Below are 23,132 nucleotides of genomic sequence, written 5' to 3'. Positions count from 1 at the left end.
GGTCGGCGGCAATGGGGCCGCCATGTGATAGGCCAATGGGCCGTTTAGGAAAACATAGATGTTCACAGAAACTAAAAAATCCATTCAGTGGGGCGAAGAAACCCTTACTTTGGAAACAGGTAAGGTTGCCCGTCAAGCCGACGGCACCGTAATTGCGACTTTGGGTGAAACCTCAGTTATGGCGAACGTAACATTCGCCAAAAGCCAAAAACCCGGTCAGGACTTTTTTCCTCTGACTGTACATTACAATGAAAAATATTACGCTGCCGGCAAAATTCCAGGTGGCTTTTTCAAACGTGAGGCACGTCCAACTGAAAAAGAGACGCTGACATCACGCTTGATCGATCGCCCCATCCGGCCGTTGTTTGTGCCGGGCTTCAAAAACGAAGTCTTGGTGATCTGTACCGTTCTGTCTCATGACTTGGTCAACGATCCTGATATGGTTGCGATGATCGCGGCCTCAGCTGCTCTGACCATCTCGGGCGCGCCATTTATGGGCCCAATCGCCGGGGCGCGTGTGGGCTTTGTAGACGGTGACTATGTTCTCAATCCGACGATTGATGACATGCACAATCTGCGCCAGAACCCTGAGCAGCGTTTGGACCTGGTTGTTGCTGGCACCAAAGATGCAGTGATGATGGTTGAATCCGAAGCCTATGAGCTGTCTGAAGATGAGATGCTCGGAGCGGTTGCTTTTGCTCATGAGCAAATCCAGCCTGTGATTGATCTGATCGTGGATCTGGCGGAAGACTGCGCGAAAGAGCCTTTTGACTTCCAAGCTCCAGATTACAAAGAACTCTTCGCCGCCGTTTCTGCCGCTGGTGAAGATGCTATGCGCGCCGCATATGCCATCACCGACAAGCAGGAACGCACCTCTGCGGTTGCCGCTGCGAAAGAAACAATCAAAGCCAGCCTAAGCGAAGCTCAGCTGGCAGATGAAGACCTCAGTTCTGCTTTGAAAAAATTGGAATCCAAAGTTCTGCGCGGCGATGTGGTTAAGAACGGCAAACGCATTGATGGCCGAGCCTTAGATACCGTCCGCGCAATTAATTGCCAAACAGGTCTGTTGCCACGTACACACGGCTCCGCGCTGTTTACCCGTGGCGAAACGCAAGGTCTGGTCGTGACCACTTTGGGCACCGGGGATGATGAGCAAATGATCGACGCCTTGCACGGCACCTATAAATCCAATTTCCTGCTGCACTATAACTTCCCGCCCTACTCTGTCGGCGAAGTCGGTCGCTTTGGCCCTCCGGGTCGCCGCGAAATTGGACATGGTAAATTGGCATGGCGCGCCCTTCAGGCGGTTTTGCCTCCGGCAACCGACTTTCCTTACACGATCCGTTTGGTCTCTGAGATCACCGAATCTAACGGATCGTCCTCTATGGCGTCCGTTTGTGGTGGCTCGCTGTCTATGATGGATGCGGGTGTGCCTTTGAAAGCGCCTGTCGCGGGCGTCGCCATGGGTCTGATCTTGGAAGATGATGGCGAGTATGCCGTTCTGACCGATATCTTAGGCGATGAAGATCACCTCGGTGACATGGACTTTAAAGTGGCCGGCACAGAAGCTGGGATCACCTCACTGCAAATGGACATCAAAGTGGCCGGCATTACGCAGGACATTATGAAAAAAGCCTTGGCGCAAGCCAAAGCTGGTCGTTTGCATATCTTGGGTGAAATGGGCAAATCCATCTCGGGCGCACAGGAATTTTCTGTTCACGCTCCACGGATTGAAACTATGCAAATCCCAACTGACAAAATCCGTGAAGTTATCGGCTCTGGTGGTAAAGTAATCCGTGAAATCGTTGAAGTCTCCGGCGCTAAAGTCGATATCAACGACGAAGGTGTGATCAAAATCGCCAGCCCGAATGGTGATAGCATCAAAACAGCCTATGACATGATCCACGCGATTGTGGCAGAGCCTGAAGAAAATGCGATCTACAAAGGCAAAGTCGTCAAAGTTGTCGACTTCGGCGCATTTGTAAACTTCTTCGGCAAGCGTGATGGTCTGGTCCATGTCAGCCAAATCGAAAACCGCCGCTTGAACCACCCCTCAGATGTTCTCAAAGAAGGTCAAGAAGTCTGGGTCAAACTGCTGGGCTTTGACGATCGCGGCAAGGTGCGTTTGGCCATGAAAATGATCAACCAAGAAACCGGCGAAGAAATCACTGCCGATGAGGCCAGCGAAGGCTAAGCCGCCGGCGATACACATCTTAAAAAGTCCCGCTTTTTGTGGGGCTTTTTTGACCAAACCATATGCTTAAAGAGATTTTTATCAAAAATTTTGCGTGCCTATGCCCTCAACGCTTGCGCATTTTATCCGGCAATGACATTCTCGATCGAATTCAGTTCTGCGGGAGGCAAAGATGATCGAAAAACGCCAGTTTTATATTAACGGCCAATGGGTTGATCCAGTAACAGCGCATGACTTTGATGTCATAGATCCAAGCACCGAAGATGTGCTTGGGGTGGTTTCCTTAGGCGGTCAAGCCGATACGGATGCAGCGGTCGCAGCGGCAAAAGCTGCCTTCCCCAGCTGGTCCCAAACCAACAAAGCGGAGCGTTTGGAGCTCTTAGAAAAACTCCTCGACGTTTACAAAGCCCGGCAGGCAGATATGGCCGAAGCCATCAGCCTTGAAATGGGTGCACCGCAAAAATTAGCTCGTAACCAGCAGGTTGGTGCTGGGACATGGCATTTGCAAGGCTTTATAAATGCCTTCAAAGACTTCGAATTTGATCGCCCACTCGGCCCTCAAGCGCCCAATGAGCGCACCGTGATGGAACCCATTGGCGTCACCGCTTTGATCACGCCTTGGAACTGGCCCATGAACCAAATTGTGCTCAAGGCCGTGCCCGCGCTGGCTTCGGGCTGCACTATGGTGTTGAAACCCTCCGAAATTGCGCCGCTCTCGGGCCTATTGTTTGCTGAGATGATTCATGAGGCAGGCTTCCCTGCCGGTGTGTTCAACCTCGTCAACGGCGATGGTCTGGGCGTTGGCTCTCAGCTGTCTGTGCATCCTGATGTGGATATGGTTAGCTTCACAGGTTCATCCCGTGCGGGCATCGCCATTTCCAAAGCCGCCGCCGATACGCTCAAACGTGTGAGCCTCGAGCTGGGCGGAAAGGGTGCAAATATCATTTTCGCCAATGCTGCTGATGATGCGGTGACCAATGGAGTCGCCCGCTGCATGCGCAATTCCGGCCAATCGTGCAACGCCCCAACCCGTATGTTGGTAGAGCGCTCTCGCTACGCCCAAGCGCTGGAGCAAGCCGCGGCCGCAGCCGAGGCTACTAAAGTTGGCCCCGCGTCTGAAGAGGGCGGCCATATCGGTCCCGTGGTTAGTCAGATGCAATTTGACAAAATCCAAAACCTAATCGAGGTGGGTATAAAAGAAGATGGCGCCACAGTGATCGCAGGCGGGCTTGGTCGCCCGGAAGGGTTGAACAGCGGCTATTATGTCCGCCCGACCATCTTTGCGGATGTGGACAACACGGCCCGTATCAACCGCGAAGAAATCTTTGGCCCTGTCATGACCATAATGCCCTTTGATACCGAAGAGGAAGCCATCGCAATTGCCAATGACACGCCCTATGGTTTGACCAATTACATCCAATGCGGCGATGAAGAACAACGTCAGCGTGTCGCGCGGCAGTTACGCTCGGGCATGGTCGAAACCAATTCTGTCGGCTTCGGCATGGGCAGCCCATTTGGCGGCTACAAGCAATCAGGCAATGGCCGCGAAGGCGGTATGTTCGGCCTGCATGAGTTCATGGAAATCAAAGCTGTGAGCTGCTGGGCAGACAGTTAAGTCATACACCTAAAGCCCCATCAAAATTTCCGCACTGTGGACAAGCGATAAGCGCACGGATCGGGATTTTGATGGGCACTTATCATGCCGATTGCACCATTCATCGTCACTGAGCAGGTACGGCCGGTATTTTAGAACGGTATTTTTGCGCGGAAATCCATCAGTTCTCCACCATCTGGATGACGTAAACGCAAGCGGTGGGAATGTAGCATCAGGCGCGGGGCCGCTTGGCTTTCCGGCGTGCCATAAAACGGATCGCCCAAAATCGGATGCCCAAGCGCCAGCATATGCACCCTAAGTTGATGCGAGCGACCCGTTTTGGGACTTAACTTGATGCGCGTTTCTTGAGCGCCCCTTTTAATCACCTGCCAATCGGTCTGTGCCGCGCGACCAGTCTTATGGCAAATCATCTGCCGCGGCCGGTTCGGCCAATCAACTATGATCGGCAAATCAACCGTGCCGTTTTGTGCCGCCATTTGCCCCCAAACCCGCGCCACATAAGTCTTTTGCGTCTGGCGTTTTTCAAATTGCAGCCCCAAATGACGCTGTGCATGGGGTGACAAAGCAAAGACCATGACGCCAGAGGTGTCTCTATCCAACCGATGCACCAAAAGCGCTGTGGGGTAGTCGGCCTGAATGCGGGACATCAAACAATCGGCCAAGAGTGGTCCACGCCCGGGCACAGACAAAAGACCCGAGGGTTTGTTAACCAGCAAGAGCTCATGATCCAGATGGATCACATCCAAAGGGTCCATCGGAGGGGTATAGGCTGTCATGACCCGCCCATAGCTCTTTCGCACCTACAGGTAAATTGCCCAGCAAAAATATCTATTTTCTTGATGCTCCATTTTCCTGATCCACAGTTTACAAGCTCCGCATTTTTAAGTTAATCTAAGATATTGTTTAGGATTTATTTAATAAGATAATTTTGGGCTGTCCTCAGCTGTATTTTTTGTACAGGACATATTTCATTCGCCGAGCCGAGGCTCACATATAACTCCTATGGCATGCCTGGTCTGGTCGATATGCCCAGCGCGCAGCTAGGCTGCCCTTAGCGGCAAAACGGCCCCGGGGTTCATAATGCCTTGAGGATCCAACGTGTCTTTAATCTGGCGCATAAGTTGCAATTTCACAGGATCACCAAAACGCGCAATATCCGCCACCTTGAGCCGCCCAACGCCATGCTCCGCAGAAACAGATCCCCCTAATTCATGTGTCAGGCGATGCACCTCTGCCTGCAAATCTGCCCGCATATCGCGGTAGTTTGAAGCGGGCGCACCCTCAGCAGGAAACAGATTGTAGTGGAGGTTCCCATCTCCGAGATGCCCAAAACAATTGATTCGGATGTCGCCAAAACGGGCCAGAGCATGAGGCATCTTTTCGATAAAACCAGCAATTTCTGACAATGGCAAAGAAATGTCCGACGAACAAATTGCGCCAATTGCGCGGTTGGCAAGAGGGATAGTCTCCCGCAAGCTCCACAAATCCTGCGCTTGCTGTGCAGATTGGGCGATCACCCCATCAAGGATTATGTCTGAAGCCTGATCGAAGAGGGTTTCAATGGCCTGTTCCGCCCCTGTGCCATGCGACACACCAAGATGCAGCAGAACCGACCAATTGGGCGGCGAGGACCATGGCTGACGCATCTGCGGATGGGTCTCGGTCAAAAAGCGCAAGCCCTGTCCAGAAATCAACTCAAACGCCGAGATGCTTTCACCCAATAAGCCCTTAGCACGCCCCAACAGTTTCAGCGCCGCACTCGGACTGTCTACGGTCAAAAGCGCCGTACCCTCAGATTGTGGCCGGGGCGCCAGCTTGAGACTCGCTGCGGTGATAATGCCTAAGGTGCCCTCTGATCCGATAAGCAAGTGCCGCAAATCATAGCCGGTGTTATCTTTGCGCAGTCGTTGAAGACCGTTGAAAATTCGGCCATCGGCCATCACCGCTTCAACCCCTAGGACTTGGTCGCGCGCCATGCCATAGCGCAGTACATTGATCCCACCTGCATTGGTGGCGAGCAACCCGCCGATCTGCGCCGTGCCTTCAGAGGCCAGCGATAACGGAAATAGTCGATCCACATCCGCCGCGCTCTGCTGAACCTCTGCAAGCACCACACCGGCCTCAGCCACCAGAACATTCTCCGCAGGGTAACAGGCTCGAATCCGACGCATCCGCCCAAGACTCAGGATCAGCGGGGCTGGGGCACCGGTCGTGGATTCTGGCAGGATTTGCCCTCCGACAAGACCAGTGCCACCACCGTAAGGCACAACGCTGATCCGAGCCGCCGCCGCCACTGTGATAACCTGCGCCACTTGAGCGGTGCTGTCCGGTGCCACCAATAGCCCAGCAGAGCCCCGATATTGTCCACGCGGCTCGGTCAAATATTTATCACCAAGCTCGGGAAAGGCGGCGGCAGGCAGGAGGCGTTGCAGTTGGCTTATAAACTCTGCCGTCACTGGATTTAACATAACGCCCTTGCCCTCATGTCGCCCAAGGCACAAAATCGCCGAGCTGCCCCCGTGTCAGTAATGACAGACCTCTGCTTTGGCAATTTTTTTCTCTAGCGCCACTCAGAGCCAGGCGTATGCCGCGCTTGACTCTGGACGCAAAAGACGTGTAAACGGCAGCAAATTCCGGAAGTCATCGTCTTCCGGTCCTCAGGCTTTTGCCAGGATCGCCATCCGTCAGCGCGTTGCGCCCACGGGTGCTTTTTGGTTTGGGACTTTGGAAATTCTCGCGACCTGCCCCTTTGCAGGATCGTGTGCGGAGCGAAAGGGGCAGACCGATGTTTGAAAATCTATCCGAACGCCTTGGGGGTGTATTTGACCGGCTAACCAAGCAAGGTGCGCTGTCAGAAGAGGATGTGAAAACAGCGCTGCGAGAGGTGCGCGTTGCGCTCTTGGAAGCAGATGTCAGCCTACCCGTTGCCCGTGAGTTCATTAAGAAAGTTCAAAGTAAAGCCACCGGCTCGGCTGTCACAAAATCGGTCACACCAGGCCAGCAAGTGGTCAAGATCGTCCATGACGCTCTGATCGACACCCTGCGCGGTGAAGGCGAACCGGGCGATTTGAAAATCGACAACCCACCTGCCGCGATTTTGATGGTCGGTTTGCAAGGCTCGGGAAAAACCACAACCACCGGGAAACTGGCCAAGCGTTTGGTGGGTCGTGAGGGTAAAAAGGTTCTGATGGCCTCATTGGACATCTACCGTCCCGCCGCGATGGAACAGCTCGCAATCTTGGGTGCACAAGTGGGTGTTGATACCCTGCCGATCGTCGCTGGTGAAAGCGCTGTCCAAATTGCCAAACGTGCCAAGCAGCAGGCCACATTGGGCGGTTATGACGTCTATATGCTCGATACCGCCGGACGTCTGCAAATTGACGAAACGCTTATGCAGGAAGTTCAGGATGTGAGCAATGCGGTCGAGCCGCGCGAAACCCTGCTCGTCGTCGATGGTTTAACGGGTCAAGTGGCCGTGGAAGTGGCCGAAGAATTTGACGGCAAAATCGGAATCTCCGGCGTGGTTCTCACCCGTATGGATGGGGACGGTCGCGGTGGTGCGGCGCTATCAATGCGTGCGGTCACCGGCAAACCGATCAAATTTGTCGGCTCCGGCGAAAAAATGGATGCGTTGGAGACTTTCGAGCCCGAACGCATAGCTGGACGCATTCTAGGAATGGGCGATATTGTCGCTTTGGTTGAGAAGGCGCAAGAAACGCTAGAAGCCGAACAAGCCGAACGGATGATGCGGCGCCTTCAAAAAGGCATGTTTAATATGAACGATCTGCGCAGCCAGCTCGAGCAGATGCAAAAAATGGGTGGTATGCAAGGACTGATGGGCATGATGCCCGGCATGGCAAAAATGAAGGGCAAGATTGATCAAGCCGGCCTCGATGACGGCCTGTTGAAACGCCAAATTGCCTTGATCAATTCCATGACAAAAAAAGAGCGTGCCAATCCCGCTTTGCTCCAGGCCAGCCGTAAAAAGCGGATTGCAGCTGGGGCTGGGCTTGAAGTGAGTGATCTCAATAAATTGCTCAAACAGCATCGGCAGATGTCAGATATGATGAAGAAGATTGGTAAAAAAGGCGGTTTAGGCGCCCTCAAGGGTATGCTCGGCGGCCAAGGCGCCCCAAGTCAAGCAGAGCTGGCCGCAGCGCAAGAGCAAATCACGAGTGGCGCTATGGGCGGCTTGCCCAAAGGCATGAGCCTGCCCAAAGGGATGGGCGGATTGGGCGGCGGTTTGCCAGGTGGCCTAAGCGGATTGGGCAAGAAGAAATGAACCGTTCTAATAGAACACCCGGAGGCCTGTTATGACAGATGATGCAACACGCGCCGCAGAACTTCTGAGATCACATCGCGAAAGCATTGATCGTCTGGATGCAATCTTGGTTTACACGCTGGGCGAGCGTTTTGCTCACACCCAGGCCGTAGGGCAGCTCAAAGCCCAACATGCTCTACCACCATCGGATCCCGCCCGCGAGGCACAACAAATTACCCGTCTGCAAGATCTTGCGCAGCGCGCTGATCTCGACCCCGAATTCGCCAAGAAATTTTTGAGCTTTATTGTTCAAGAAGTCATCCAGAACCACAAAACTTATCAAGAATAGACCGCAATATCTGCTGCCTATTTGCCATTTTCAAGGAGATTAACAATGGCTATGAAAATCCGTTTGGCCCGTGGTGGGTCCAAAAAACGCCCTTTTTACCGTGTTGTCGCAGCTGACGCGCGCATGCCGCGCGATGGTCGCTTTATCGAAAAACTGGGCACATATAACCCACTTTTGCCGAAGGACAGCGAAGAGCGCGTCAAGTTAGACCTTGAGCGCATTCAGCACTGGATCGGTCAAGGCGCACAGCCAACAGACCGTGTATCTCGTATGCTGGAAGCTGCTGGCGTGATCCCGGCAAAAACACGTAACAACCCAATCAAAGCCAAGCCCGGCAAAAAAGCCATTGAGCGCGCTGAAGAAAAAGCTGCGAAGGCAGCCGCTCCAGTGGAAGAAGAGGCCCCAGCAGAAGAAGCTGAAGCGGAAGAATAATCTTCCACGCAGCACCACCTACGCTTTGAAAAATAATTAACCCCGCCTCTTTGGCGGGGTTTTCCATTTTAAGGTTTCGCATTAAGGGTAAAGCATGTTGTTGCGCCCTATTCGCTCTTTGATGCTGATCGGAACATGCTTTTTGGTTGGGTATTTTTACGCCCGCCATCAAGCCAGTGAGATGTGTATCGAGGATGGTGGCAAAATGAAAAACGGCTATTGTTTAGGAGTGACCCAATGACAGCTTTGATCTGTGTTGGCATGATTGCAGGTGCTTATGGAGTGCGCGGCGAATTGCGAGTGAAAAGCTATTGCGCCACTCCAAGCGATATTGAAAACTACGCACCTTTACTCGATGAATCCGGGACTCGCAGCTTTGAGCTGTCGTTGGTCGGCCAAATCAAAAACGGGTTTTCAGCCCGGATCATTGGGGTGGAGACCAAAGAACAAGCCGATATGCTGCGCAGCACACAGCTGTTCGCCCGCCGCGAAGATTTGCCGGCTTTGCCAGATGATGAATATTATTATTCAGATTTGATCGGCCTGCAGGTCTGCGACACCGGTGGGGTTGAAATTGGTCATGTGAAATCCGTGATGAACCACGGCGCCGATGATTTGCTTGAGGTGACAGTTCCCGGTGCGTCAGATACGGCCTTAATCCCCTTTACCAAGGCGATTGTGCCCACTGTAGATCTGGCGGCGCGGCGAATTGTTATTGACCCGCCTGAAGGGCTGCTATGACCGCGCCCAGCAAATCTCATGGGCGCAAGTCGATCCGTGCAACGCTCAAACCCCGGACCCTGGACGGCGAAACGCCAGATTTGGCCGGTGTCTGGCGTGCGGATGTGATCACACTTTTTCCTGATCTATTCCCTGGCGTTCTGGGCGCCTCCCTCACCGGGAAGGGTCTGAAAGAAGACAAGTGGCAATTGCACACCCATGATCTGCGCCCCTATGGCGAGGGCAAGCATCGCAATGTTGATGACACCCCAGCCGGCGGGGGCGCAGGTATGGTCATGCGTGCCGATGTATTGGGTCGCGCCTTGTCGGATATATTGCTGCGTCGCCCGCCCTGCCCAATCATCTACATGTCGCCCCGTGGCCGTCCCTTGACCCAAGCGCGCGCGCAAGCTCTGGCCGATGGGCCGGGCGCTGTGGTCCTATGTGGCCGGTTTGAAGGGATAGATCAAAGGGTGATTGATCACTTCAAAATCGAAGAAATCAGCATTGGGGACTATGTGCTCTCCGGTGGCGAGTTGGCGGCACAGGTGATGCTCGACGCCGCTGTCCGCCTCATTCCGGGCGTGTTGGGCAACCAGGCCAGCACAGAGCAAGAGAGCTTTTCCAACGGCCTGTTGGAACACCCGCAATACACCCGCCCGCCCGTTTGGGAGGGACGTGAAATTCCGCCTGTGTTGCTGTCTGGTGATCATGGCAAGGTGGCACAATGGCAGGCCGAACAATCCGAAGCCCTCACCCAAGACCGCCGGCCAGATCTTTGGGAAAAATATCGGAAATAAGGCGCGCTTGAGCGCCACAGTCCCAATCTATCCTCTTGCTTTGCCCGCAGTCTCGAAATATACGGCGCAGGTCTGGTCCAGAGATGGATTCGGGCGGCTGTGCTATTGCGTTTTCGATTATACGTGCACCCTTTCTTCGGGGCCTGCGGATCAACAAACCCATTCGTACAGCAACAAGCAACGACGACCTGATCTCTAGCGGGCACTGCGGTGGACCCGGAAGAAGACTGAGAGCTCTGAGGTGGTATCAAACTTCGTGGAACAACCACGAGCAACCAAAGGAGCGTCAGATGAATCTGATTGCACAGTTAGAGGCGGAACAAATTGCCGCCCTCGGGAAAGACATTCCCGATTTCAAAGCCGGTGACACCGTGCGTGTTGGTTTTAAAGTAACCGAGGGCACCAGAAGCCGGGTTCAGAACTACGAAGGCGTATGTATCGCACGCAACAATGGCGTCGGCATCGCAGGATCGTTCACTGTTCGTAAGATTTCGTTTGGTGAAGGCGTGGAACGTGTGTTCCCTCTGCATTCCACAAACATCGACAGCATCACCATTGTTCGCCGTGGTCGCGTACGTCGCGCCAAGCTGTATTACCTCCGGGATCGTCGTGGTAAATCCGCACGTATCGCAGAGCAAACCAACTATAAACCCAAGTCTTAAGGAGCGGGACCATGAAAAAAGATACCCATCCAGACTATCACTTCATCAATGTCAAAATGACCAATGGCGACATCGTACAAATGCGCTCCACCTATGGTGCAGATGGCGATCAGCTGTCTTTGGACATCGACCCCTCCGTGCATCCAGCTTGGACCGGTGGCGGCGCGCGCTTGATGGACACTGGCGGCCGTGTGTCAAAGTTCAAAAAGAAATACGAAGGTTTGGGCTTCTAAGCCATTCCCCTTCACGAATTCAAAAGGCCGGCTTCTTGGAGCCGGTCTTTTTTGTTGGCTTTGGTCCATAAATCAAAAAACATCGAAAGGGGCAGAGGTCTTGCGCAAGGTGCTTTCCTTGATCGCGTTGCGCGTCTATATCCGGGGCAAAATACACTAAATTTGTGAGGCATGAGATGGCGCATATTATTGTCGTGGGCAACGAAAAGGGTGGTTCCGGCAAGTCGACCACAACCATGCATCTGGCCACGGCTTTGGCGCGTATGGGTCACCGGGTGGGCGGTCTGGATTTGGACTTACGCCAGAAAACATTCGGCCAATATGTCACCAACCGTATCCGCTATGCAGCCCAAAGCGACATCACGCTCCAATCGCCCAATTACATTGACTTACCTGAAATTGCCGAAGCCGATCTTAACCCAGGTGAGAATCTGGCGGACCGCCGGCTTTCGGCCGCTGTCGAAGCGTTGGAGCCGCAGTCTGATTTCATTGTGATTGATTGTCCTGGCAGTCATACGCGCCTGTCTCAAATGGCCCATGCTATGGCCAATACCCTTATCACACCGCTTAATGACAGCTTCGTCGACTTTGATCTTCTGGCAAAAATTAAGAGTGATGGGATCACGGTAAAAGGCCCATCTGTCTATTCCGAAATGGTGTGGAGCGCGCGGCAACTGCGCGCCAAGGCCGGGTTGGCGCCCTTGGATTGGATCGTGGTGCGCAACCGCCTCGGCACGCAAAACATGATCAACAAACAAAAAATGGGAGATGCCATCGCGCTCCTCGCCAAGCGAATCGGGTTTCGCGTGGCGCCCGGATTTGGCGAAAGGGTGATCTTTCGCGAATTATTTCCCCGTGGTCTCACCCTGCTTGATCTCAAGGATGTGGGGATCAATCAGTTGAGCATATCCAATATCGCCGCAAGGCAAGAGCTGCGCGAATTGGTCAAGGCCCTAAACCTGCCCAATGTGTCGGTTGCTTTTTAAAGCAATTCCGCGCTGCTGGGCGGATCACAGCCTTCACGTCCACAGTTGATCGCAGCCGCTTTGGCAGCCCGGCTCAACAGATCTTGCAGCCCGTCCTGCGTCAGCTCTGACAAGGCGGTTTGCGTGAGCAGATCTGCACCGTTGAGGCCGCTTAATACCGTTCCCATGAAGGTATCCCCAGCGCCAACTGTATCGATCAATTTCCCCACCGGATGAGCCGGCACGATGACCCGGTGACCATTGCAATATCCAAGGGCGCCCTCCGCACCTTTGGTGATGATGGTCAGCTTAGCTGTGGCCTTGGCCAACAAGGCCTCGCAAGCCGCTTCAAATGACAACTCAGGATAAATCCACTCCAGGTCTTCATCACTGAGCTTGATGACATCCGAGTGCCACATCAAATACCAAAGGCGCGCAAGGTAGGACTCACGGTCCTCAATCAGCATTGAGCGCACATTGGGATCCAAAGTGGTGACGATACCCGCTTTGTGTTTCACAACAAAAAATTCAGCCCAAGCCTCCGCATCCGCCCCAGCGATGATTGACAAAGAGGTCAGGTGAAAAGCGCGGCCGTTTTTCGGGAAATGGGCGTTGAGCGAGGGTAAATCCACCTGCCGTTCAGCCGTATCGCCTCGGTAAAATTGATAACTGGGCTGGCCGTTGACCAAAGTTACCACCGCCAATGAAGAGGGTTTTTCCGATCGCGGGCTGAGCAGCGCCACCCCATCAGCCACCATTTTATCCGCCAGAAAATGCCCCAGATTATCCTGCGCTATGGGGGTAATGAAGCCCACGTCTTGCCCCTGCCGCGCCGTCGCGCGGGCCGTGTTATAACCAGAGCCGCCACGGGCACCCGCGAATGAGACCGCAGCATCGTCGCGCGATATCTCGATGAGATCAATTAAATTATCTCCCCCAACAACCAGCATAAGGCCCCCTTTGGAAAACGTTCGCGCCACCCTAGTGATAACCTGGGATGGCGCGAAAATATATTTTTGACTTTTACTAGTGTTTTTTTGCCATTGCGCAATGGGCGATCGCCCTTGCCCAGCCCAGATGTCTCGGTGCTTGAACTCTTACTCGGATTGGACCACTGTTTCACGGGCGCGTCTAATGCGTAGATTTGATCATTGCGAGACAGGTTATGAGTGAGCGTAGGACACAAATTGTCATTATCGGCGGCGGCCCTTCCGGGCTGCTTTTGTCGCAATTGCTGCATAAACGCGGCATTCAATCGGTGGTATTGGAGCGGAAATCTAAAGACTATGTACTCAGCCGTATTCGCGCGGGCGTCTTGGAACGCGGGCTGCTCGGGCTAATGGAGGAGGCCGGAATCGGTGGCCGTATGGCCAAGGAAGGCTTCGCCCATGACGGCACGCTCATCTCCTATGGCAATGAGATGTTTCGCATCGATTTTAAAGAGCTGACTGGGCATTCCGTCATGGTTTATGGGCAAACTGAGGTCACCCGAGATCTTTATGATGCGCGCGAAGCTATAGGCGGTCAGATTGAGTATAATGTGGAAGACGTAGAGATTCACGATCTTGAAAGCGACGCGGCCACTGTCACCTATCGCAAAGATGGGCAAACCCATAAGATCAGCTGTGATTTCGTGGCCGGCTGTGATGGGTATCACGGGGTTAGTCGCAAAACCATTCCGAGCGAGATCCGCAAAGAATATGAGAAAATCTACCCCTTTGGCTGGCTTGGAATTTTGTCGCGCACGCCTCCGGTCAGCCATGAGCTGATCTACGCAAACTCCGAACGTGGATTCGCACTTTGCTCTATGCGCAACGAAAACCTCAGCCGCTACTACATTCAATGCGACCTAACCGACCGACCAGAGGATTGGAGCGATGCGGCCTTTTGGGCCGAATTGAAGCGCCGGCTACCACCAGAGGTCGCGGAAAAAATGGTCACGGGTCCTTCGATAGAGAAAAGCATCGCACCTCTGCGGTCATTTGTCAGCGAGCCAATGCGTTGGGGCCGCTTGTTTCTCTGCGGCGATGCGGCCCATATCGTGCCGCCCACCGGCGCAAAAGGCCTCAATACAGCCGCCTCTGATGTGCATTATCTTTATAATGGCTTGCGGCAGTTTTACGAGACAGGCGATGCGGCGGGGATTGATGGCTACTCCGAGCTGGCCCTGGCCCGGGTTTGGAAGGCCGAACGCTTCAGCTGGTGGTTCTCATCGCTCATGCATCGCTATCCAGACCAAAGCGCCTTTGATTTTAAGATGCAGCTGGCAGAAATAGAATTCTTGCGCAGCAATCGTGCAGCGCAACAAGCTATGGCTGAAAACTATGTTGGCCTACCCTATTGATCGCGCCAGGTGACTAAAGATAATAATAGGTTACCTATAGCTTCAGACCGAGAGGGACTCTCAATGACCGATTTTGCGAAGACCCGACAGATGTTCGATATTCCACCTGGTGTGATCTATCTCAACGGAAATTCCCTTGGACCTATGCCAAAAGCGGCTCCCAATGCGATCAACAGCTTTTTAATGGATGAATGGCGCACGGAATTGGTCCGGGGCTGGAACACGAAAAACTGGTTCATGCAGAGCAATATGCTCGGTGATAGGTTGGGGCGTTTGATCGGTGCCCCTGCGGGCAGTACCGTGGTCGGAGACACGCTCTCGATAAGGGTCTTCCAAGCGGTCGCCGCGGCGCTCGCCTTGGCCCCCAAGCGCCGGGTGATCCTGTCAGACAGCGGCAACTTCCCCACAGATCTTTACATGGTTGAAGGGCTCATGGGTTTGCGTGATGTGGGCTACGAACTGCGCACCCCTGCACCTGAGGATGTGTTGGATCATATCACCGAAGAGGTGGCCACCGTCATGGTCACAGAGGTTGATTACCGCAGCGGCCGCAAACATGACATGCAGGCCATTATCAAAAAAGCACACAGCGTTGGTGCAACGGTGGTTTGGGACTTGGCCCATTCTATCGGTGCTATTCCTGTTGATATGTATGGCACAAATGCCGATTTTGCAGTCGGATGTACCTATAAATTCCTAAATTCTGGCCCCGGCGGGCCGGCGTTTATCTATGTCGCTCCCCACTTGATTGATCAGGTGGAGCCCGTGCTCTCAGGCTGGTTTGCGCATGAGGCACCTTTTGCTTTTGATCTTAACTTCCGTCCGATGCCAGGAAAAATTGATCGCATGCGGATCGGCACCCCTTCAATTGCGGCCTTCTCTTTGCTTGGGGCCGCATTGGATATTTGGGATGAGGTAGATATGTTGGATTTGCGGATCCGGTCAATTGAGCTTTCAGAGGCCCTGATTTCCGGCGTTGAAGCCAAATGCCCCGGCTTAACCCTCGCCAGCCCCCGCGATCCCGAGCAACGCGGCAGCCATGTGGCCTTTGAGTTTGAACATGGCTATGCCTGTATGCAAGCTCTGATTGCGCAAGGGGTCATCGGAGATTTTAGAGCGCCTAATATTATGCGCTTTGGCATCACACCCTTATTCACCAGCTTGGAAGATATCACCCAAGCAGTTGATATTTTGGCCAATATATTAACTGAAAAAACTTGGCAGAACCCAGAATTTCAAAATAAAGCCTTGGTGACCTAAAGCGGCCAGGCGCAGCGGTCGCTTGTTTTGGCCCAATTGGCCCCTCATAGGTTTATTGGAAGCACGAAAACCTCTTTCAGTTAAAATGAAAGAGGTTTCCAGAGCTTGGAATAGCAAGCCACGCGGTGTTCGGCCTGGGTTTGGTGGCAGAACTAAATGACCGCTACAGCGATCTCGTTACCCCAGGTTCTAGAATAACTAATAGCGGATAATTTTCCTGTTACATGTTAAATTCCCGATATTCGGGACTCGACCTCAGGCGGGCAAAGTATGGCCGCAAAATGGGTCAAATTTACCTTAGTAGGCATTTATTATGTGGAATAAGAATGTGATATAAATTAAATCTTTTTGCTTTTTTGTATGATGAAAATTTAATCATATGATTTTATTGCTTCGCGATTTTCACTTTATGATCACATTTGAACCCAATGAAAATTCCAAAGCTGGAGCCACTATATCAGATATTATATCATATAAATGAGATAATGATCTCTCTATATATATGGTACTTAAATTTTTATCAGATATTCTGTTATGTTGAGGAACTCCCTGAAAATGTGTATGATTATTTTATAAGCGAAGCAGGGTAGTGCAAATGACGAGTGCCGCGACAACGGTCGGATCTTCGGTTTATTTGAAGTTTAAATCCGACATTATCGCCGGCGCTCTAACGCCGGGGAAAAGCTGAAATTAGACACCTTAAAAATGCAGTACTCAGTTAGTGTTTAAACCTTAAGAGAAACACTTAACCGGCTGGCTAGTGATGGTTTTGTGGACGCGCCCAAGCAACGCGGTTTTTTGGTTCGTACAATGTTCAACGGGGACCTGATTGAGCTGTCCAATCTCCGCGTATTACTGCAATGCGCTGCTCTCAAAGCCTCCTTGGCTTTTGGTGATGAAAATTGGGAGGGCAATCTGGTATCTGCCCACCACAAATTGGCCATGATTGGCAAGAAAATTATAGCCGGCGAGGACGTTTGTCTAGAACGCCAACTGCACTATGATTGGGAGTTTCATTTTGCCTTGGTGCGGGCCTGCAACTCTCGGCATATGATCGCAGTCTTCCAAAATATTTACGAAAAATACATTGGCTACCAACTGGTGCTGCGCAACTATCGTTGGGCCAAAGCCCTCGAAGAACAGCAACTGATTTTTTGAAGCCGCACTCGCACGCGACTCCGAGACGGCGATAGACCTATTGAATTCACATTTGCGCAAAAGCCTCTCTTTCTCGCTCGCTGCGAATTAACGCGCTTCGCCATTGTGTTTTTGCCCACGCTTCCTATGTTGAAATACGAAGACATTGGAGACTAAAATGCCCTACACCCCTCCCAAAATTTGGACATGGGACGCCGAAAATGGCGGTAAATTTGGCAAAATCAACCGCCCAATTGCCGGACCCACCTTCGAGAAAGAATTGCCCCTTGGCCAGCATCCTTTGCAGCTATATTCTCAAGGCACGCCCAATGGCGTGAAAGTCACAGCAATGTTCGAAGAGCTGCTCGCACTTGGACATGAAGGTGCGGAATATGATGCCTGGCTGATCCCCATCGGTGAAGGTGCACAATTTGGCAGCGGCTTTGTTAGTCTCAATCCCAATTCCAAGATTCCAGCCATGCTGGATCAAGAAACCGGGCTTCGGATCTTCGAAAGTGGATCAATTTTAATGTATCTGGCCGAAAAATTTGGTGAATTTCTTCCCAAGGATATCGCCCAGCGTGCCGAGACCTTGAACTGGCTATTTTGGCTTCAAGGGTCTGCCCCGTACTTAGGCGGCGGTTTTGGTCATTTTTACGCCTATGCGCCAGAGAAATTCGAATATTCCATCAATCGCTTCTCAATGGAGGCAAAACGCCAGCTCGACGTGCTCGACCGCAACCTAGCAGAGCGGCAATTTTTGGCAGGAGACAGCTATACCATCGCAGATATTGCGACCGCGCCATGGTACGGTGCCTTGGTTAAAGGTCTGCTCTATGATGCGGCAGAGTTCCTGGACGTCACCAGCTACAAAAACGTCATGCGCTGGGCTGATGAGATCTTTGCCCGCCCTGCCTTTCAGCGCGGCCGCATGGTCAACCGCGCCCATGGGCCGGCAGCTGAACGCCTGGCGGAGCGCCACAGCGCAGGCGATTTTGACGACCTGCAGAAGGCATAAACACCGCACCCGTGCCAATTTGCGCACAACAGTGCGATCAAACTTGCTAATCTGAGCGACATGCCGGCATGATACGCGCAGCTTCATTGGAGAGATCTCATGTTCAAAACCGCATTAATCACAGGCGGCAACGGCAATCTGGGCCGTTTGGTGGCACAGCACTTGGAAGCCATAGGTACCAAGGTTGTAAGCTTTGACCTGCCCGGCAGCGAAGGCCCCCATTGTGAGCAACGGTATGCCGTCGTCTTGGGCGATATGCAAGATCAGAGTCTCTTGGAGGACACGCTCACGGCATACAAGCCCGACGTGGTGATCCACCTGGCGTCCATGCTTTCGGGCAGCTCAGAAGCCAATCCCCAATTGGCTTGGGAAGTGAATGCCACCAGTTCCATTCGCCTAATGCGCCTATGTTTAAACCAAAATATCGGACCTTTTTTCTTCGCCAGTACCACAGCAACCTATGGTCCTGACCTTGAGAGTCCCGTTGCATTGAACACGCCCCAATGGCCCGAAAACATTTATGGTGCAACTAAAGTCGCGGTTGAGCGCATGGGGGTGTACCTCAAATTGAAACAGGGGTTTGATTTTCGCTGTCTGAGGTTCCCTATGGTTTTATCCCCCTCAGCCCCAGCTGGTGCCATGACAGCCTATCCAAGCCACGCCATCGCCGCTGCGGCCAGAGGTGACAACTTCGTTATGCCAGTTGCCCCGGACACTGGCATGTCGACGCTTTATCTCAATGATGTTACACGCAGCATAATTGAAATTTGCTCTGCGCAGCGGGCTGCATTAACCCAACATGCCTACAATCTGCACAGCTACGTATTCACGGCTCAAGATCTGGTCGAGGCAATCCAGAGCCGTTTTCCTTATTTTACCTGCAACTTCACCCCGGACAGCCCGACCGATGACCTCGTCCGGCGCTGGCCTGATGTCTTTGATGATCGCGCCGCGCGGGCAGATTGGGGCTGGGAGCCGCATTATGACTTTGACGCCACTGTTGAGGCGCTGGTGCAATTCGCGAAGTCCCAAAGTTAAGGGCCCTGATATGAACACCTATGACACATTGTTAATCTCCAGACCTGCCAGCCATGTCATACAAATCACTTTGAATCGCCCTGATTTTGCCAATGCATTCAACACGCAAATGGCATTGGATCTGGTGGATATTTTTGAGTCTCTGTCCATGGACCCAAGCGAAACGCGCGCGATAATTCTCACCGGATCGGGCACCCACGCCTTTTGTGCGGGCGGGGATTTGAAAGAACGACATGGAATGAGCAACGCTGCATGGTCGAAGCAACACTTGATCTATGAGCGCATGGCCCGCGCGGTGATTACCTGCCCAATTCCCGTGATTGGGGCCATAAATGGTGCAGCTTACGGGGGCGGGTGCGAGTTGGCCGCAGCTGTCGATTTTGCCTATGTGGCCCATGGCGCGCGTTTTGCGCAGACCGAAGTTAAAATCGGCATCATTCCTGGCGCAGGCGGCACGCAGACCCTTGCGCGCGCAATCGGGGAGCGACGGGCCAAGGAATTGATCCTCACCGGTGAGGTCTTTACGGCCGAGCAGGCTCTAGACTGGGGTCTCGCCAATGCCATCTATCCGATTGAAGAGCTGCTCCCCGCAGCGCTCAAGACTGCCACCGCCATAGCGACCAACGCGCCAATTGCAGTGCGGCAAGCCAAGCTGGCGATTGGGCGTGGCGGCGGCTTGGGGCTGGCGGATGGGTTGGTTATGGAAATTGAAGCCTATAATCGCACCATTCCCACCGAAGACCGCCGCGAAGGAGTGGCGGCGTTTAATGAAAGACGCGCACCGGTGTTTCGCGGCCAGTGACCCCAAGCGGAGCACTGCTCAGCTGCCGGTGGAGGCCCTCCGTGTGGCTAAGATACGCATCAAAGCTGCATCGCGTTCTTGCTCCAATTGCGCAATGGATTTTCCCTGGGCCTCTACCTCGACCCCTTCGATCAGCGCAGCCCGCAGCTCTGGCGTCAGTTGCGGGGTGCCAAGCGTGCGCCAACGCCCCTCCTGACTGTCACCGAGATGCTCAAGGTAATGGGCCATGCCACCCGAGCCGCCGCCCAGATGGTAGGTCATATGTGCACCCATAACCGCCCAGCGCAGCCCCGGCCCATTCACCAGCGCAAGGTCCACCGCCTCCACATCTGCGATGCCTTCAGCGACAATGTGAACCGCTTCGCGCCAGAGTGCGGAGGCCAGCCGATTGGCCAAATGACCCACCGCCTCACGTTTCATCCGCACAGGCACCCGGCCAATGCGACGGTAAATCTCTTCGGCGCGGGCCAAAGTCGCGTCCACATTGCAAAATAGCTCAACCAAGGGCACGAGATGGGGCGGGTTATAGGGGTGCGCATTCAGCAGACGCTCCGGCCTGTCCATCTGCGCGCTAAGTTGTGACCACGGCAGACCAGACGCGCTGGAGGCAATCAGAGCGTCAGCCTCGGCGTGTAGTTCAAAACTGCGGTATAGATCGTGCTTCACATCCAAGCGCTCAGGTGCATTCTCTTGCACGAATATCGCGCGCGACAAGACCTCTGTAAGCTCGGAATTGACTGTCAAACGCCCTGGCCGATCTGCGCCATCACCCAATTGCCGCAATTGCGCTATGGGCGCTTTGAGCCGTTCCTGAAGCATATCGCGCGCTTCGGGATCACGATCCCAAGCTTGCACATCGAAGCCATAATGCAAAAACAATGCTGTCCAGCTGACGCCGATCAACCCGGTTCCAAGAATTGCGACTGGGCGCTCTGTATCGGGCATCAGAAGGATTTACCGCGGCGCCATACGAATCGCGCCATCCAAACGGATGACTTCGCCGTTCAACATTTGATTGTCGATAATATGTCCAACCAGATTGGCATATTCCGCCCCCTGACCCAAGCGCCGCGGGAAGGGCACCTGTGCGCCGAGCGCGTCTTGAACCTCTTGCGGCATTCCGTCCACCATGGGGGTGGCGAAAATGCCCGGCGCAATGGCGCATACGCGAATGCCTTTATCGGCCAAATCCCGCGCCATTGGCAGCGTCATCCCCACGATTCCACCCTTGGATGCGGAATAAGCAACCTGGCCAATTTGCCCATCATAGGCCGCCACGGAAGCTGTGTTGACAATCACACCCCGCGCCCCATCGGGCCCGCATGGATCTGCGGCCGCCATTAAACAGGCGGCTTGAGAGGCGCAGTTGAAACTGCCGATCAGATTAACTTGTACAGCTTTGGCAAATATCGCGGGATCATGCACTGCGCCGCGTGATACGGTTTTAATTGCCGGGGCAATTCCTGCGCAGTTAACCATTATGCGCGGCGTGCCGAGAGTTGCGAGCACAGCTTCAAACCCTGCGGCAACACTGGCAGGATCGGCCACGTCAGCATGTTGAAACAGTCCGCCAAGCTCCTGTGCGACGGCCTCACCGGCTTGAGTATTGAGATCAAAAACTACAACCCGTGCACCCATTTCGGAGAGCTTTCGCGCGGTGGCCGCGCCTAAACCAGAGGCACCGCCGGACACAACGGCAACAGCAGAATTTTCAAATATCATAAGCATTCCCCAAATGTGACCGTAGAATTACAGATAATCGTGGGGCCATGGTATTGCAACCAGCGGTGAGGTCAAACCGCATGATGAGTGTGAATCCTTAGGTGCCGGCGAGGCTGAACACCTTTCTCGCGCATTTTTTGCCGAATATGCGCAGGATTTTCACATCAAAAACCGTAAAACAGTCACAGATGGCAACTGCCAGCCGCACTTAGATACGGTCAAAAGCAAGCGACTCGGCGACGATATCAACCCGATCTTGCAAAGTATTAGGAAAAAGTCGGGCATAGCGTTCGGTCATAGAGATATTATAATGCCCCAGCAATTGCTGAACCTCGTAAATGCTGGCTCCGTTATTAATCAACAGGCTGGCATAAGTGTGGCGCAAATCATGCATCCGAACGGAGCTTAAGCCCGCACTGTCTCGCGCTGTAAAAAACGCGATGTGCAAGCTAGTGTAGAGTTGACCCGTGCGCGGGTTGGCAAAAACCCAGCTGTCTCGAGTGATCGGCAGGCCCAGAGCCTTCGAGCGCAATTTCATCTGTTCAAGAGCGGCCAGGGCTTTTTTGCTCAAAACCACTGTGCGGCTGCGGCCACTTTTACTGACGGCAACAAAAAGCTCGCCTTTTTGCAAATCAATACAGGTCCATTTGGCCCGGCGCAGCTCGCTCTTTCGAGCCCCAGTGAGCAAGAGCAGTTTAACGAAGGAATGCAAGAAGGGATGTGTACTGCGCTTACAGACGCTCAGCAAACTTTTGATTTCCGAATGAGCAAGGCAACGATATCTCTGCCTCCGACGCTCTGATCTCTTTGACAAATGCCGATTCCGGCATCCACTATGGTGACACAAAACATGCTGTTCAAAATGCATGGTCATCTGTTGGCTCCATGGACAAAGATGCATTCCGCGCAGCAGACGGCGAAATGGTGATCCGTGCCGACATGACCCTTGGTGGCGCAAAAATCAGCGTCTCTTTGGGTGACGACACAAATCTTGCCACTCCAGGTAACGAAACAGATTACATCTCGCTCGGCGTTACAGGCACTGCAGGCGCACTCACCTATGCACTGGCCACTCAAAACGCAAACACCGCTTGGCTGGACAATGACTACAACTCAGCAGCGTCACAGCAATCCAAAACCGGTGTGAGTGTGAGCACAACTTGGGGCAGTGCAACTGTTGCATTGGGTCATGCCACTAACGACAATGGCGGTTTAACCGGTGTTGAAGTCAGCTACCCAACGGGCGTGTTTACCACAACAGCGTCTTATGTTGCAGAAAGCGCAACTGGCGCGGAAAACAACTGGGATGTTAAAGTTGTCTATGCCGAAGGTGCAATGAGTCTGACTGTTGCGACGGACGAAAGCGATGACTGGAATGTTAACGTGTCCTACGAAATGGGCAACGGCATGAACCTCTTCATCGGTGCAGATGACGGCAGTGAAGATACATATGCTGGTCTGAGCTGTGACCTCGGAGGCGATGCACCGCTCTTGGCATCTTACGCAGATGACAGCAACAACGATGATAGCAACGACTAAGTTAGTGCAAAAGACTACAAAGAAGGCATGACCTTCCAGCG

The 23,132-nt window shown here is 53.3% G+C and carries 24 protein-coding genes; 18 read left to right on the top strand and 6 right to left on the bottom strand.

Going from position 1 to position 23,132, the window contains the following annotated elements:
• The first annotated feature begins 58 nt into the window (after positions 1–58).
• Together pnp and ABLW18_RS07415 are read left to right on the top strand one after the other, a co-directional pair.
• Positions 59–2,194 carry a polyribonucleotide nucleotidyltransferase gene (gene pnp, locus ABLW18_RS07420; protein ID WP_347824190.1) on the top strand — a complete coding sequence of 712 codons (2,136 nt, stop codon included), beginning with the start codon at positions 59–61 and terminating at the stop codon, positions 2,192–2,194.
• A gap of 172 nt (positions 2,195–2,366) precedes the next feature.
• A complete protein-coding gene (locus ABLW18_RS07415; protein WP_347824189.1) occupies positions 2,367–3,809 on the top strand; it encodes an aldehyde dehydrogenase family protein in 1,443 nt (480 codons plus the stop codon).
• 131 nt (positions 3,810–3,940) lie between these two features.
• Here the strand turns inward: ABLW18_RS07415 and ABLW18_RS07410 are convergent, their stop codons facing one another.
• On the bottom strand, positions 3,941–4,585 hold the full coding sequence (locus ABLW18_RS07410) for an RluA family pseudouridine synthase (RefSeq protein ID WP_347824188.1): 645 nt from the start codon (positions 4,583–4,585) through the stop codon (positions 3,941–3,943).
• Positions 4,586–4,849: 264 nt separating this feature from the next.
• The gene (locus ABLW18_RS07405) at positions 4,850–6,277 is read right to left on the bottom strand and encodes an FAD-binding oxidoreductase (protein WP_347824187.1); all 1,428 of its coding nucleotides are present in this window, start codon (positions 6,275–6,277) and stop codon (positions 4,850–4,852) included.
• Positions 6,278–6,594: 317 nt separating this feature from the next.
• On the opposite strand from ABLW18_RS07405, the gene ffh reads away from it, so the two are divergent.
• The 9 genes from ffh to ABLW18_RS07360 all read left to right on the top strand — a co-directional run bounded on the left by ffh (position 6,595) and on the right by ABLW18_RS07360 (position 12,252).
• A complete protein-coding gene (ffh, locus tag ABLW18_RS07400; protein WP_347824186.1) occupies positions 6,595–8,091 on the top strand; it encodes a signal recognition particle protein in 1,497 nt (498 codons plus the stop codon).
• A gap of 31 nt (positions 8,092–8,122) precedes the next feature.
• Positions 8,123–8,419: a chorismate mutase gene (locus ABLW18_RS07395; RefSeq protein WP_347824185.1), complete on the top strand. Its 297-nt coding sequence runs from the start codon at positions 8,123–8,125 to the stop codon at positions 8,417–8,419.
• Between the two features lie 45 nt (positions 8,420–8,464).
• A complete protein-coding gene (rpsP, locus tag ABLW18_RS07390) occupies positions 8,465–8,851 on the top strand; it encodes a 30S ribosomal protein S16 (protein WP_347824184.1) in 387 nt (128 codons plus the stop codon).
• 94 nt (positions 8,852–8,945) lie between these two features.
• Positions 8,946–9,092, top strand: coding sequence for a hypothetical protein (locus ABLW18_RS07385; protein WP_347824183.1), 147 nt, complete (start codon positions 8,946–8,948; stop codon positions 9,090–9,092).
• A complete protein-coding gene (gene rimM, locus ABLW18_RS07380) occupies positions 9,089–9,592 on the top strand; it encodes a ribosome maturation factor RimM (protein WP_347824182.1) in 504 nt (167 codons plus the stop codon). The genes ABLW18_RS07385 and rimM overlap by 4 nt, the downstream gene beginning before the upstream one ends.
• Positions 9,589–10,371 carry a tRNA (guanosine(37)-N1)-methyltransferase TrmD gene (trmD, locus tag ABLW18_RS07375; protein ID WP_347824181.1) on the top strand — a complete coding sequence of 261 codons (783 nt, stop codon included), beginning with the start codon at positions 9,589–9,591 and terminating at the stop codon, positions 10,369–10,371. Before rimM ends, trmD begins: the two co-directional genes overlap by 4 nt.
• A 290-nt stretch (positions 10,372–10,661) precedes the next feature.
• Positions 10,662–11,033: a 50S ribosomal protein L19 gene (gene rplS / locus ABLW18_RS07370; protein WP_347824180.1), complete on the top strand. Its 372-nt coding sequence runs from the start codon at positions 10,662–10,664 to the stop codon at positions 11,031–11,033.
• A gap of 11 nt (positions 11,034–11,044) precedes the next feature.
• Positions 11,045–11,266, top strand: a complete 222-nt coding sequence (gene rpmE, locus ABLW18_RS07365) for a 50S ribosomal protein L31 (RefSeq protein WP_044050955.1) — start codon at positions 11,045–11,047, stop codon at positions 11,264–11,266.
• A gap of 176 nt (positions 11,267–11,442) precedes the next feature.
• The gene (locus ABLW18_RS07360) at positions 11,443–12,252 is read left to right on the top strand and encodes a division plane positioning ATPase MipZ (protein ID WP_347824179.1); all 810 of its coding nucleotides are present in this window, start codon (positions 11,443–11,445) and stop codon (positions 12,250–12,252) included.
• Here the strand turns inward: ABLW18_RS07360 and ABLW18_RS07355 are convergent.
• Positions 12,249–13,181 carry a carbohydrate kinase gene (locus tag ABLW18_RS07355; RefSeq protein WP_347824178.1) on the bottom strand — a complete coding sequence of 311 codons (933 nt, stop codon included), beginning with the start codon at positions 13,179–13,181 and terminating at the stop codon, positions 12,249–12,251. The two genes, ABLW18_RS07360 and ABLW18_RS07355, sit on opposite strands and share 4 nt — an antisense overlap.
• A 215-nt stretch (positions 13,182–13,396) precedes the next feature.
• On the opposite strand from ABLW18_RS07355, the gene pobA reads away from it, so the two are divergent.
• The 6 genes from pobA to ABLW18_RS07325 all read left to right on the top strand — a co-directional run bounded on the left by pobA (position 13,397) and on the right by ABLW18_RS07325 (position 19,830).
• A complete protein-coding gene (gene pobA / locus ABLW18_RS07350) occupies positions 13,397–14,575 on the top strand; it encodes a 4-hydroxybenzoate 3-monooxygenase (RefSeq protein ID WP_347824177.1) in 1,179 nt (392 codons plus the stop codon).
• Between the two features lie 63 nt (positions 14,576–14,638).
• A complete protein-coding gene (gene kynU, locus ABLW18_RS07345) occupies positions 14,639–15,835 on the top strand; it encodes a kynureninase (protein ID WP_347824176.1) in 1,197 nt (398 codons plus the stop codon).
• A gap of 810 nt (positions 15,836–16,645) precedes the next feature.
• A complete protein-coding gene (locus tag ABLW18_RS07340) occupies positions 16,646–16,993 on the top strand; it encodes an FCD domain-containing protein (RefSeq protein ID WP_347824175.1) in 348 nt (115 codons plus the stop codon).
• A 157-nt stretch (positions 16,994–17,150) separates the two neighbouring features.
• Positions 17,151–17,990 (top strand): glutathione-dependent disulfide-bond oxidoreductase, encoded by an 840-nt coding sequence (gene yghU, locus ABLW18_RS07335; protein WP_347824174.1) that lies wholly within the window; start codon positions 17,151–17,153, stop codon positions 17,988–17,990.
• Positions 17,991–18,089: 99 nt separating this feature from the next.
• Entirely contained in the window at positions 18,090–19,028 is a 939-nt protein-coding gene (locus ABLW18_RS07330; RefSeq protein WP_347824173.1) for an NAD-dependent epimerase/dehydratase family protein, read from the top strand.
• A gap of 10 nt (positions 19,029–19,038) precedes the next feature.
• Positions 19,039–19,830, top strand: a complete 792-nt coding sequence (locus ABLW18_RS07325; RefSeq protein WP_347824172.1) for an enoyl-CoA hydratase-related protein — start codon at positions 19,039–19,041, stop codon at positions 19,828–19,830.
• Between the two features lie 18 nt (positions 19,831–19,848).
• Here the strand turns inward: ABLW18_RS07325 and ABLW18_RS07320 are convergent, their stop codons facing one another.
• The 3 genes from ABLW18_RS07320 to ABLW18_RS07310 all read right to left on the bottom strand — a co-directional run bounded on the left by ABLW18_RS07320 (position 19,849) and on the right by ABLW18_RS07310 (position 22,420).
• Positions 19,849–20,775 carry a 3-hydroxyacyl-CoA dehydrogenase NAD-binding domain-containing protein gene (locus tag ABLW18_RS07320; protein WP_347824171.1) on the bottom strand — a complete coding sequence of 309 codons (927 nt, stop codon included), beginning with the start codon at positions 20,773–20,775 and terminating at the stop codon, positions 19,849–19,851.
• Positions 20,776–20,784: 9 nt separating this feature from the next.
• Positions 20,785–21,552, bottom strand: coding sequence for an SDR family NAD(P)-dependent oxidoreductase (locus ABLW18_RS07315; protein WP_347824170.1), 768 nt, complete (start codon positions 21,550–21,552; stop codon positions 20,785–20,787).
• A gap of 208 nt (positions 21,553–21,760) precedes the next feature.
• Positions 21,761–22,420: a site-specific integrase gene (locus ABLW18_RS07310; RefSeq protein ID WP_347824364.1), complete on the bottom strand. Its 660-nt coding sequence runs from the start codon at positions 22,418–22,420 to the stop codon at positions 21,761–21,763.
• A gap of 17 nt (positions 22,421–22,437) precedes the next feature.
• On the opposite strand from ABLW18_RS07310, the gene ABLW18_RS07305 reads away from it, so the two are divergent.
• Positions 22,438–23,091, top strand: a complete 654-nt coding sequence (locus ABLW18_RS07305) for a hypothetical protein (RefSeq protein WP_347824169.1) — start codon at positions 22,438–22,440, stop codon at positions 23,089–23,091.
• Positions 23,092–23,132: the final 41 nt, after the last annotated feature.

This window comes from uncultured Planktomarina sp., assembly GCA_943788425.1.
In the GTDB taxonomy this organism is placed as follows: domain Bacteria; phylum Pseudomonadota; class Alphaproteobacteria; order Rhodobacterales; family Rhodobacteraceae; genus Planktomarina.
This window is presented reverse-complemented; position numbering and strand designations above follow the sequence as displayed.